This is a genomic window from Stenotrophomonas maltophilia group sp. Smal32 (assembly GCF_030237085.1).
Taxonomy (GTDB): domain Bacteria; phylum Pseudomonadota; class Gammaproteobacteria; order Xanthomonadales; family Xanthomonadaceae; genus Stenotrophomonas; species Stenotrophomonas maltophilia_Q.
The window spans coordinates 1-11670 of sequence record NZ_JASJSI010000033.1 but is presented as its reverse complement, the minus strand read 5'-3'; the positions used below and the strand labels follow the sequence as shown (position 1 = coordinate 11670).

Genomic DNA, 11670 nt, shown 5'->3' with positions numbered 1-11670 from the left:
CCGCAGGTTAAGTCGGCTGAAAATAATGAATCCGGATTCACGCCTGTTCCAGCGCCGCCGCGTCGTCTGCCAGGGCGGGGCCCAGCCAGCAGTGCGAGCCCACCGGCAGCAGGCCGTGCCGGGCCAGCGTCCGGCGGTACCAGCGCGCCGGGCGGGCCTGGAAGCCCTCGTGGTCGCCGTCGAACTCGTCCTCGGCGGCAAAGGTCTCCAGGAAGGCCACGCCGCCGGTCAGCTCGGCCACGCCGGCCAGTCCGGCGCGCAGCTCGCGGTCGGGCACGTAGTGCATCACGTCCGAGCACACCAGCAGGTCGACCGGGGCGCAGGGCCGCAGCCAGGCGAAGTCGCCGAAGCCGGCCAGGTGCAGGTTGCGGGTGCGGCCGTAGCGGCGCACAGCGTACTCGCTGCTGTCGAAGCCGAGGTATTCGACCTTCGGACGCAGCTTCAGCAGCGGTGCGCGCCAGGCACCTTCGCCGCAGCCGATGTCCAGCACGCTGCGGATCGGTCGCTCCAGGTAGTACTCGGCGCTGGCCACGGCCAGGGCCACCTTGCGCGCCAGGCGGGCGCTGCCGCCGATGTCGGCGCGGCGGTACCAGCGCTGGAAGTAGGCGGCGTCGTAGGTCTTGTCCATGCAGGCGTCGTGCGGTCGGGAAAACGGCGCCTATCGTACGGCGTTGCGGCGCGCCATGCGTCGATCCGTCGCGGCGGCGGCACGCGGAGAGGGCCGGCCACGGCATGCGAGAATGGCTGCCAACCTACGCCAGCCGCCGGAGCGAGCGCATGCAGAGCTACTACTGGGTCAAGACCTTCCACATCGTGTTCGTGGTGGCCTGGATGGCGACGGTGTTCTACCTGCCGCGCATCCTGGTGAACCTGGCCGAGACCGCAGGCCAGCCGGCCGTGACCGAGCGCCTGCAACTGATGGGGCTGCGCCTGTACCGCTTCGGTCACTCGATGTTCGGCCTGGCCTTCCTGCTGGGCCTGGTGTTGTGGCTGGGCTACAGGGTCATTCCGGATTTCCCGACCATGGTCGCGCCGGGCGGCGCCGGTTGGCTGCATGCCAAACTGGGGCTGGTGGTGGTGCTGCTGGCGTACTTCATCTGGATCGGTCGCCTGCTGAAGGGCGTGGCCAAGGGCCGCGCGCTGCCGTCTTCGCGCGCGCTGCGCTGGATCAACGAGATCCCGTTGCTGGCGTTCATTCCGATCGTGTGGCTGGTGCTGGCCAAGCCGTTCTGACAGTCCATTATCCGTAGAGCCATGCTTGGCTCTACGGGTTCGCTTGATTCTTCGCCAAAGCAGAAGCATCCACGCATGGCGTGGATCTACTGGGTGCAGCTGTGGCTTTTGATGTTCAGGTCCGCCATGAGCGAGCCGAGCATCGCAGGTGAAACAGGGGCGAAGAGGCGCCGATGTCTGAGCGCAGCGAGTTCGGCGCCGTCCCCTGATTCACCGAGAAGCGCAGGGAACCGGTGCGTGGCACCGGCTCGCGTTCGGCGGCGTGTTCTTTGGTTACTTTCTTGCACGAGCAAGAAAGTAACAAGCCGATGAATCAGGCGGCTTCGTACGTGCCGTAGCTGCGCAGGCGCGCGTAGCGCTGCTCCAGCAGCTGCTCGGTGGTCAGCTTTTCCAGCGCATCCAGTTCGTTCAGCAGTACGGCCTTCAGGCGCTTGGCCATCTGCGTCGGGTTGCGGTGAGCGCCACCGGTCGGCTCGCGCACGACCTTGTCCACCAGGCCCAGGCTCTTCAGGCGCGGGGCGGTCAGGCCCAGCTGCTCGGCAGCGTCCTTGGCCTTGCCCGCGTCCTTCCACAGGATCGAGGCGCAGCCTTCCGGGGTGATGGTCGAGTACACCGCGTACTCCAGCATCACGGTACGGTCGCCCACGCCCAGCGCCAGCGCGCCGCCGGAGCCGCCTTCACCGATCACGGTGCAGATGATCGGCACCTTCAGTTCGGCCATCTCGATCAGGTTGCGTGCGATCGCCTCGGACTGGCCGCGCGATTCGGCGTCGATACCCGGCCAGGCGCCGGCGGTGTCGATCAGGGTCAGCACCGGCAGGCCGAAACGCTCGGCCATCTTCATCAGGCGCAGGGCCTTGCGATAGCCCTCCGGCTTGGGCATGCCGAAGTTGCGCTTGATCTTTTCCTTGGTGTCGCGGCCCTTCTGGTGGCCGATCACCATCACGGAACGGCCATTGATACGGGCCAGGCCGCCCATGATGGCCTTGTCGTCGGCAAAGGCGCGATCACCGGCCAGCTCCTGGAACTCATCGAACATGACGCGGATGTAGTCGGCGGTGTACGGACGCGACGGGTGGCGGGCCAGCTGCAGCACCTGCCACGAGGTCAGGTTGCGGAAGATCTGCGCGGTGCGCATGCGCAGCTTGTCCTGCAGCGCGTGCACTTCCGCCTCGACATTGACCGCAGGCCCGGCACTGGCGTTGCGCAGCTCCTGGATCTTGGCTTCCAGGTCGGCGATGGGTTGCTCGAAGTCGAGGTAGTTCGGATTCATCGGAAGCCGTCGTGTAAAGAAGAGGGGAATTCTAGCCGAATGCGTGCAAACCACCCGTACGCCCTCGTCTGGAGGGCGACGGTAGCGCAGCCGGGCAGGGGGCGCCAGTCAGCTCAAGGCACCACCAGGGCGCTGCGGCCCATCAGCTGGCTGCGCTGGGAGACGAAGTCGTTGTAGGCCTCGTTGGCCTCCCGGCCCAGCCCGCTGCCGAGGGTGGCGGTGGCCGAGGTGAAGGCCATCTGCGCGGCGAAGTCCTGCTTGCGCAGGGCCTTCTGTTCATCAGCGGTGGTGGCCTTCAGCCAGCGCGCATAGACCTCGCGCAGCGGCGCGGCGTGGGCTTCGAAGGCCGGCACCAGCGCCGGCAGGCTGGCCGGGGCCGGTTCCAGGCTGTAGCTCGGGGCCACGTAGCCGGCCGGTTGTTCGCGCTTGAACGCGCCGGGCTCGCCCATGCCTTCTTCGACGTAGGCGATGAAGTCGGGGGCGGTGAACACCTTGGCCACGATCTGGCCGCCGCTGGAGTCGACGTGGGCCACGACCTTTTCCTTCGGGAAGGGCTCGCGCACGCCGTAGGTCCAGGACTTGTCGATGAACAGTTCGTGGTGCTTCTCGAACGGGCCTTCGAAGTCGACGCCGCCCAGCTCGATGCCGGCCTTGCCGGTGCCGAAGTTCTTCAGCTTGCTCTCGTCGGTGACGTAGATCTCGCGGGCGACCACGTACTCGCTCAGGGTCGGGTTGATCAGGCCGCCACGGCCATCGACATAGACGATGAAGCGCACGTCGCCCAGTTTGTCGGTGTGCAGGCGGTGCTCACCGACAGCGAGCGAGATCGGGCGCGACCCCTGTGCGGCCACCGGCAGGTCCTTGCCATCGATGCTCAGCGCCAACGGCGTGTCGGTCGGGTTGTCGATCTGGAACTCGATCTTCGACGGCGAACAGGCGGCCAGGGCCAGAGCGGCGGCAAACGGGAACAGCAGGGTCTTCATCGGCAATCGTCCTTGATACTTGGAACGGGGAAACAGGGGGTTCAGGAAAACCGGGGAGCCAGCTTCAGCTGGCCCACGGTGGGCTGTAGCGCACCTTCAGCGTGCGTACGGCCGGGTCGGCGCGCAGCGCCTCCATCAGTTTGGAGTCGATGCGCACCGCGCTCTGCCCGGACACGTCGAGCATGCCGGCCACGCCGCCCTGCGGGCCCTTCAGCAGCAGGTCCAGGCGCAGGGGGGTGCGTCCGGGGCGATGGCGGTCGAGCAGGGCATTGACGCGCTCCCAGACCGGGCGCTGCTGGCGCAGGTCCAGGCGCAGCGACAGCCGCGTGGCGTAGTTGGCGCAGACTTCATCGAAGTCCCAGCACTGGCGGATGCGCAGTGCGTAGCCGCCGTTGAACTCGTCCTCGCGCAGGCCGCCCTTGACCACCAGGATGCGGTCCTTGGTCATCAGGTGGCCGAACTCGGCCATCGCGTCGGAGAACGCGCTGCACTCGACGCGCCCGCGCCCATCTTCCAGCTGGATGAAGATCTGGCTCTCGCCCTTGCGACGCACACCGACCACCTGGCCGGCCAGCACGGTTTGTACTTCCGGGCGCCAGCGCTTTTCGCCGCCTCCGCCACCACCACTGTTGGCGCTCCAGATCTTCTCCACCGAACCCAGGTCGTTGCCGACCAGGTCGCGTACATCGTCACGCCAGGGATCGAACGGGTGGCCGCTGAGGTAGAAGCCCAGCGTGTCGCGCTCGCCGTTCAGGCGCTGCAGCAGCGGCCATTCCTCGGCCTCGGGCAGGTCCAGCTGGATCGTGGTCGCGCTCGGGTCCGGGCCGCCGAACAGCGAGTTCTGCCCGGACGCACGCTCGCGCGCCATCTGGTCGGTGGCCTTGATCACTTCCGGCAGCTGCAGCATCAGCGAGGCACGGTTGCGGCCGAGCTCGTCCAGCGCACCACAGTTGATCATCGCTTCCAGCGTGCGCCGGTTGAGCTTGGCCGAGCCGACGCGGGTGCAGAAGTCGAGCAGGTCCTTGAACGGGCCGCCCTTCAGCCGCTCCTCGACCACCGCCTCGCAGGCACCCTGGCCCACGCCCTTGATTGCGCCCAGGCCGTACTGGATGGTGTCCGGGGTGACCGCTTCGAACATGAAGGCCGACTGGTTCACCTTCGGCGGCAGCACGGTCAGGCCGAGGTTGCGCACTTCGTCGAGGAAGCCGACCACCTTGTCGGTGTTGTCCAGGTCGGACGAGAGCGTCGCGGCCATGAATTCGGCCGGGTAATGGCGCTTCAGCCACGCGGTCTGGTAGCTGACCAGCGCATAGGCAGCGGCGTGCGACTTGTTGAAGCCGTAGCCGGCGAATTTCTCCATCAGGTCGAAGATGGCGTCGGCCTTGGCCTCGTCCACGCCGTCCTTGGCCGCGCCCTCGCGGAAGATCTCGCGGTGCTTGGCCATTTCGGCCGGCACCTTTTTGCCCATCGCACGGCGCAGCAGGTCGGCGCCGCCCAGCGAGTAGCCGCCGACGATCTGCGCCATCTGCATCACCTGCTCCTGGTACACCATGATGCCGTAGGTGTCCTTCAGGATCGCTTCGGTGCGCGGATCGGGATAGATGATTTCTTCCTGGCCGTGCTTACGCGCGTTGAAGGAGGGAATCAGGTCCATCGGGCCGGGGCGGTACAGCGACACCAGCGCGATGAGGTCTTCGAAACGGTCGGGGCGCGCGTCCTTCAGCAGGCGGCGCATGCCCGAGGATTCGAACTGGAACACCGCGCCGGTATTGCCGTTGGCGAAGATGTCCTTGTAGGTGGGCGTGTCGTCGAGCGGAATCGCGGCGATGTCCACCGGCGGAATGCCCGCGCGTTCGTGGCGCTTGTTGATCGCCTTCACCGCCCAGTCGATGATGGTCAGCGTGCGCAGACCGAGGAAGTCGAACTTCACCAGGCCCACTTCTTCCACGTCGTTCTTGTCGAACTGGGTGACCGGGTTCTTGCCGAGGCCGTTCTCGTCGTGTTCGGCGTACAGCGGGCAGAACTCGCTCAGCGGTTCGGGCCCGATCACCACGCCACCGGCGTGCTTGCCGGCGTTGCGGGTCAGGTCTTCCAGCTGCAGCGCCAGGTCGATCAGGTCGCGGACATCGTCCTCGGTCTCGTAGCGCTGGATCAGCTCCGGCGAGGCCATTTCCGAGCTGGGGCCTTCCTTGCCCTTGCCCAGTGCATCCTTCAGGTGGATGCCGAGGATGTTCGGGATCAGCTTGGAGACGCCGTCGACCAGGCCGTAGGGGAAACCGAGCACGCGGCCGGAGTCGCGCACCACCGCCTTGGCGGCCATGGTGCCGTAGGTGATGATCTGGCTGACGCGCTCGCGCCCGTACTTGCGCGCGACGTAGTCGATCACCTCGTCGCGGCGGTCCATGCAGAAGTCGATGTCGAAGTCGGGCATCGACACGCGTTCCGGGTTCAGGAAGCGCTCGAACAGCAGGTTGTACGGCAGCGGGTCCAGATCGGTGATCTTCAGCGCCCACGCCACCAGCGAACCGGCACCCGAACCACGGCCCGGGCCGATCGGGATGCCCTGGTTCTTGCCCCACTGGATGAAGTCGGCCACGATCAGGAAGTAGCCCGGGAAGCCCATCTTGATGATGGTGTTGAGCTCGAATTCCAGGCGCTCGAAGTACTCTTCGCGGGTCTTGCCCGGCGCCAGCGGATTCTTCTCCAGGCGCTCTTCCAGGCCATCGCGCGACATCTTCTGGATCCAGGTGTCCAGGGTCTCGTCGTCGGGCACCGGGTAGTTGGGCAGGAAGTAGGTGCCCAGCCGCATCTCGATGTTGCAGCGCTCGGCCAGCGCCAGCGTGTTGTCGATCGCATCGGGGATGTCGGCGAACAGCGCACACATCTCCTCGGCCGACTTCAGGTACTGCTGGTCGCTGTACTCGCGCGGGCGCTTGGGGTCGTCCAGCACGCGGCCGGTGGAAATGCACACGCGCGCTTCGTGCGCGCTGAAATCGGTCGGCGACAGGAAGCGAACGTCATTGCTGGCCACCACCGGCAGGCCACGCTGGCCGGCCGCCATCAGCGCGAACTGGTTGAAGGTTTCCTCGCCTTCGCGGCCGGTACGGGTCAGTTCCAGGTGCAGGCCATCGCCGAACACGCGCTGCCAGTCGGCCAGCTGCTGCTCGGCCAGCTCGTGCTTGCCGTCCAGCGCCAGGCGCCCGGCCAGGCTCTGCCGGCCGGCCAGCGCGAACAGGTTGGCGTTGCCGGCCTTCAGCCAGTCAGGGTGGATGGCCACACCGCCTTCCGGACGATGGCCTTCCATCCAGGCGCGGGTCAGCAGTCGCGACAGGCTCAGGTAGCCCTCACGGTCGCGGCACAGCAGGGTCATACGCCACGGGTCCTGGCCTTCCTCGGCGATCAGCACGTCGGCACCGGCGATCGGCTTGATGCCCACGCCTTCGGCGGCCTTGTAGAACTTGACCAGGGCGAACAGGTTGTTGAGGTCGGTGACCGCCAGCGCGGGCAGGCCGAGTTCGACCGAGCGCGACAGCAGGTTGGCCTGCTTGGCCTTCTTCGGGTCCGCCTGGTCCGGCTTGGCCGGCACACGGATGGTGGAGTCCGCCAGCGAGAACTCGGTGTGGACGTGGAGATGTACGAAGCGGGAGTTGGACATGCCGGACCAGGTTGGAGCGCGCGGGCCCCGGGTGCCGACGGGGGAATCGTCGCCGGGGTCGGGAAGCGCTGGAGTGCCCGGTCAGGGTAGCGAGGGCAGGGAGGCGCGACAAGCTCTTGACGGTACGCGATATCGCATTCGCGCTATCGCTTCCCACGGTTCGCAGGCGAACCGCGGGCCCCGTCTCACCATGCTTCCAGACCTCCGCGCCGTCGGCGCGTCCCCCTGACTCAGGGGGACTCTTCTCCAGACGTGTTGCAGCGGCCGTTCAGACGATTCAGGCAATCGCGATGTCGGCAGCCACCGGCTGCGGCGCTTCCAGGCACTCCCGTACCGGGGCGAAGCTGCGGCGGTGCTCCTCGCAGGGGCCGTGCTGGCGCAACGCGGCCAGGTGAGCCGGGGTGCCATAGCCCTTGTGCTGCTCGAACCCATACTGGGGGCGGCGGGCGTGCACGTCCTGCATGTAGCGGTCGCGCGAGACCTTGGCCAGGATCGAGGCGGCCATGATCGAACGGTCGATGCCATCACCCCCGACCAGGGCCTGCGCCGGCAGCACCAGACCCTTGGGCACGACGTTGCCGTCGATGCGGGCGAAGCCGGCCACGTGGGCCACCGCTGCGACCACGTCGCGCATGCCCTGCAGGGTGGCCTGGTAGATGTTCAGGCGGTCGATGGTGTCCGCGTCCACCAGCACCACGTGCCAGGCCAGGGCACGTTCGATGATGCGGTCATGCAGCTGCTCGCGGCGGGCCGCGGTCAGTTGCTTGGAATCGTCCAGGCCGTTGATGCGCGGCCGGGATGGATCGAACACCACTGCTGCCACCGCGACCGGTCCGGCCAGCGGACCACGCCCGGCTTCGTCGACGCCGGCGACAAGGCGCTCCGGCTCGACCACGGCGGCGCCGTCGAACAGGGCCAGGCTGGCCGCTGCGGCGTGGCGGCGGCTCATGCCTGGGCCTGGTCGCGCATCAGCAGCTCGCCCACTGCGTCGGCGGCGCGGGCTGAGGCATTGCGGCGCAGGCGCTCGTGCAGGCGGGCATAGGTGTCCTGCAGGTCGGTCACCCGCTGTGGGTGGTCGAACCACTGCTGGATGGCTGCCGCCAGCTTGTCCGGCGTGCAGTCGTGCTGCATCAGTTCCGGTGCCAGGTCCTGGCCCGCCAGGATGTTGGGCAGGGCAAAGCGGTCGACCTTGATCAGGCCCAGCGCCTTGACCAGGCGGTAGGTCAGCTCGTTGACGCGGTAACCGACCACCATCGGCCGCTTGACCAGCATCGCCTCCAGCGTCGCGGTGCCCGATGCCAGCACCACCACATCGGCGGCGATCATCGCGTTGCGTGCCTCACCGTCGAGTACGTGCGAGAAGGCCACCGGCAGCGCTGAGCGCGACAGCTGCTCTTCGATCAGGCGCTTGCAGGCCGGGTTGGCCGCGGGCACCACCACGTGCAGGCCGGGGATGCGTTCGGAGACCTGCCAGGCGGCCTCGAAGAACGGTTCGCCCAGGCGCGAAATCTCGCCCAGGCGGCTGCCTGGCAACACTGCCAGTACCTTGGCCGAGGTCGGCAGGCCAAGCGCGGCACGGGCCTCCTCGCGGTTGCCCTGCAGCGGAATGTCATCGGCCATCGGGTGGCCGACGAAGTGCGCGTCGATGCCGTGTTTGGCATAGATCGGCGGTTCCATCGGGAACAGGCACAGCACCAGGTCGGCGCTGCTGCCGATCTTCTCCGCCCGCTTCTCGCGCCAGGCCCAGACCGAGGGGCTGACGTAGTGCACGGTGCGCACGCCGCGCTGCTTCAGCCAGCGCTCGATGCCCAGGTTGAAGTCGGGCGCGTCGATGCCGATGAACACGTCCGGCTGCCATTCCAGCGCACGCTGGCGGAACGCCGAACGCAGTTTCAACAGGCGTGGCAGGTGGCGCAGTACTTCAGTCAGGCCCATCACCGCCAGTTCGCTGGCGTCGTGCCAGGTCTGGCAGCCGGCGCTGCGCATGGCATCGCCGCCGATGCCGGCGAATTCGGCATTCGGAAAGCGTGCTTTCAGTTCGCGCACCAGGCCCGCACCGAGCAGATCGCCGGAGGCCTCACCGGCCACCAGGGCGATCCGCAACGGGCGCTCGCTGAGCACCCGCTGCGCGGGAACGCCGCCTGCCATCGAGGCCAGCGGAATCACGGCGGCGCCGGCCGGCGCCTGGCCGGTCGCGCTGCTCATCGCAGCAAGGGCCTCTCGGCGTGCTCGATGAAGTCCAGCATCGCCTTCACGTCATCGCTGTCACGCGCCTGTTCGGTCAGCTGCACCTTGGCTTCGGCCAGCGGCAGGCCTGCCACGTACAGGGTGCGGTAGGCACGCTTGATGGCGGAGATGCGCTCGGCATCGAAGCCGCGGCGCTTCAGGCCTTCGCTGTTGATACCGCGCGGGCGGCCAAGCGAATCGGTGCCGACCATGGTGAACGGTGGTACGTCGCCATTGGTCAGCGCGCCCATGCCGAGGAAGGCATGCGCACCGATGCGGCAGAACTGGTGGGCACCGGCGAAGCCGCTGATGATCACGTAGTCGCCCACGGTCACGTGGCCGGCCAGCGTCGTGTTGTTGGAGAACACGCAGAAGTTGCCGACATGGCAGTCGTGCGCCACGTGCGTGTAGGCCAGCATCCAGTTGTCGTTGCCGATGGTGGTGATGCCGCCGCCGCCGCCGGTGCCACGGTTCAGGGTGACGAACTCGCGGAACACGTTGCGATCGCCGATCACCAGTTCGGTGCGTTCGCCAGCGAACTTCTTGTCCTGCGGCTCGCCGCCGACCGCCGCGTGGCCCACGAAGCGGTTGTCACGGCCGATCTTCGTCGGGCCGTGGATGCTGCAGTGGGGGCCCACCACCGTGCCGGCACCGATTTCGACATCGGCACCGATCAGGGTGAACGCGCCGACCTGGACGTCGTCGGCCAGGCGCGCGGCCGGATCGATGACGGCAGTCGGGTGGATCCGTGGTGCGTTGTCAGTCATTGCTGCCTCCCGTGGATCAGCCCTTGGCACCGGCGCACATGACTTCGGCCGAGGCGACGACTTCACCGTTGACCTTGGCTTCGCCGTAGTACCAGCCCATGTTGCGGATCAGGCGCTTCATCTGCACATCCAGCATCAGCACGTCGCCGGGGACGACCTGCTTGTTGAAGCGGGCGTTTTCCACCTTGACCATGTAGAACAGCTTGGACTGCGCATCGCGGCCGAGCGTCAGCTGGGTCATCACGCCACCGGCCTGGGCCAGCGCTTCGATGATCAGCACGCCGGGCATGATCGGGCGGCCCGGGAAGTGGCCCTGGAAGAACGGCTCGTTGATGCTGACGTTCTTCTGCGCCAGGATGCGCTTGGCGTCGATGTCGAGTTCAAGCACCCGGTCCACCAGCAGGAACGGGTAACGGTGCGGGAGCAGTTCCTGGATCTGGCAGACGTCGATAGGAAGCTGCAGCGTGTCGTTCATTCTTTCTCCTTGCCAGCAGCCAGGACGCGGCGAGCCAATGCGTCCAGCTGCTTGAAGCGCGCGGCGTTCTTGCGCCACGTGCGGTTGTCGGTCAACGGGGTGCCGGACGAGTACTCGCCCGGCTCATGAATGGAATTGCGGACCACGGACTTGCCGGTGATCACGACCTTGTCGCAGATCTCGAGGTGGCCGACCACGCCGACATGGCCGCCGAGCAGGCAGTAGCGGCCGATTTTGGCGCTGCCGGCGATGCCGGTGCAGCCGGCGATGGCCGAGTGCGCGCCGATCTGCACGTTGTGCGCGATCTGCACCAGGTTGTCCAGGCGCACGTCCTCGTCCAGCACGGTGTCTTCCAGCGCACCGCGGTCGACGCAGGTATTGGCGCCGATTTCGCAGTCGTCGCCGATGCGCACGCCGCCGAGCTGCGGCACCTTGATCCACTTGCCGGCGTCCATCGCCAGGCCGAAGCCATCGGCGCCGAGCACGGCACCGGGGTGGACGCGCACGCGCTTGCCGAGCCTGACCCTGGTGACCAGGGTGACCCGGGCGATCAGCTCGCAGCCGCTGTCCAGGCTGCAGTCCTCGCCGATCACGCTGCCCGGGCCGATGATGCAGTTCTCACCGACCACGCTGCGTGCGCCGATCGAGACGAACGGGCCGATGTGGGCGCTGGCGGCGACCTGGGCGCTGGGGTCGATGACGGCGCTGGGGTGGACGCCCGGCGGGCGGGTCGGCGCGATGTCGAACAGGGCGGCGATCTTGGCGAAGGTCGTGTACGGGTCCTTGGCCACGAGCGCGGCGCCGGGGGCGGCCTCGGCGTCGTCGGCACGCAGCACGACCAGCGCGGCCTGGCTGTCGGCCAGCTGGGCGCGGTAGCGCGGGTTGGCGAGGAAGGTCAGCTGGCCAGGACCGGCATGGGCGAGGGTGGCCACGCCATGGATGGCGGTGGCGGGGTCGCCATGGACCTGCAGGCCGAACTGCTCGGCGAGTTGCTGGGCGGTGTAGGTGGGAGTATTCACGGCGGGAGTTTAACGTGTGACGCCATTGCGGTCATGCGG

Annotated in this window: 10 protein-coding genes; 1 reads left to right on the top strand and 9 read right to left on the bottom strand. The window is 67.5% G+C overall.

Annotated elements, in window-relative coordinates:
* Positions 1-37: 37 nt before the first annotated feature.
* On the bottom strand, positions 38-628 hold the full coding sequence (locus QRO91_RS10290; protein ID WP_197620370.1) for a class I SAM-dependent methyltransferase: 591 nt from the start codon (positions 626-628) through the stop codon (positions 38-40).
* A gap of 149 nt (positions 629-777) precedes the next feature.
* Between QRO91_RS10290 and QRO91_RS10285 the strand changes: the two genes are divergently transcribed.
* The gene (locus tag QRO91_RS10285; RefSeq protein WP_049426663.1) at positions 778-1233 is read left to right on the top strand and encodes a CopD family protein; all 456 of its coding nucleotides are present in this window, start codon (positions 778-780) and stop codon (positions 1231-1233) included.
* A 313-nt stretch (positions 1234-1546) separates the two neighbouring features.
* Here QRO91_RS10285 and QRO91_RS10280 read toward each other — a convergent pair whose 3' ends face one another.
* From QRO91_RS10280 to lpxD, 8 genes are all read right to left on the bottom strand, one after another.
* On the bottom strand, positions 1547-2506 hold the full coding sequence (locus QRO91_RS10280) for an acetyl-CoA carboxylase carboxyltransferase subunit alpha (protein WP_049429544.1): 960 nt from the start codon (positions 2504-2506) through the stop codon (positions 1547-1549).
* A gap of 113 nt (positions 2507-2619) precedes the next feature.
* The gene (locus QRO91_RS10275) at positions 2620-3489 is read right to left on the bottom strand and encodes a hypothetical protein (protein WP_100443640.1); all 870 of its coding nucleotides are present in this window, start codon (positions 3487-3489) and stop codon (positions 2620-2622) included.
* A 64-nt stretch (positions 3490-3553) separates the two neighbouring features.
* Positions 3554-7144 carry a DNA polymerase III subunit alpha gene (dnaE, locus tag QRO91_RS10270; RefSeq protein WP_197620369.1) on the bottom strand — a complete coding sequence of 1197 codons (3591 nt, stop codon included), beginning with the start codon at positions 7142-7144 and terminating at the stop codon, positions 3554-3556.
* Positions 7145-7421: 277 nt separating this feature from the next.
* The gene (locus tag QRO91_RS10265) at positions 7422-8093 is read right to left on the bottom strand and encodes a ribonuclease HII (protein ID WP_285310379.1); all 672 of its coding nucleotides are present in this window, start codon (positions 8091-8093) and stop codon (positions 7422-7424) included.
* Positions 8090-9292 carry a lipid-A-disaccharide synthase gene (gene lpxB / locus QRO91_RS10260; RefSeq protein ID WP_285310382.1) on the bottom strand — a complete coding sequence of 401 codons (1203 nt, stop codon included), beginning with the start codon at positions 9290-9292 and terminating at the stop codon, positions 8090-8092. Before lpxB ends, QRO91_RS10265 begins: the two co-directional genes overlap by 4 nt.
* A gap of 53 nt (positions 9293-9345) precedes the next feature.
* The gene (gene lpxA / locus QRO91_RS10255; RefSeq protein WP_049426783.1) at positions 9346-10137 is read right to left on the bottom strand and encodes an acyl-ACP--UDP-N-acetylglucosamine O-acyltransferase; all 792 of its coding nucleotides are present in this window, start codon (positions 10135-10137) and stop codon (positions 9346-9348) included.
* Between the two features lie 16 nt (positions 10138-10153).
* Entirely contained in the window at positions 10154-10612 is a 459-nt protein-coding gene (gene fabZ, locus QRO91_RS10250; protein ID WP_005408737.1) for a 3-hydroxyacyl-ACP dehydratase FabZ, read from the bottom strand.
* Positions 10609-11631, bottom strand: a complete 1023-nt coding sequence (gene lpxD, locus QRO91_RS10245; RefSeq protein WP_197620367.1) for a UDP-3-O-(3-hydroxymyristoyl)glucosamine N-acyltransferase — start codon at positions 11629-11631, stop codon at positions 10609-10611. The genes fabZ and lpxD overlap by 4 nt, the downstream gene beginning before the upstream one ends.
* Positions 11632-11670 lie beyond the last annotated feature (39 nt).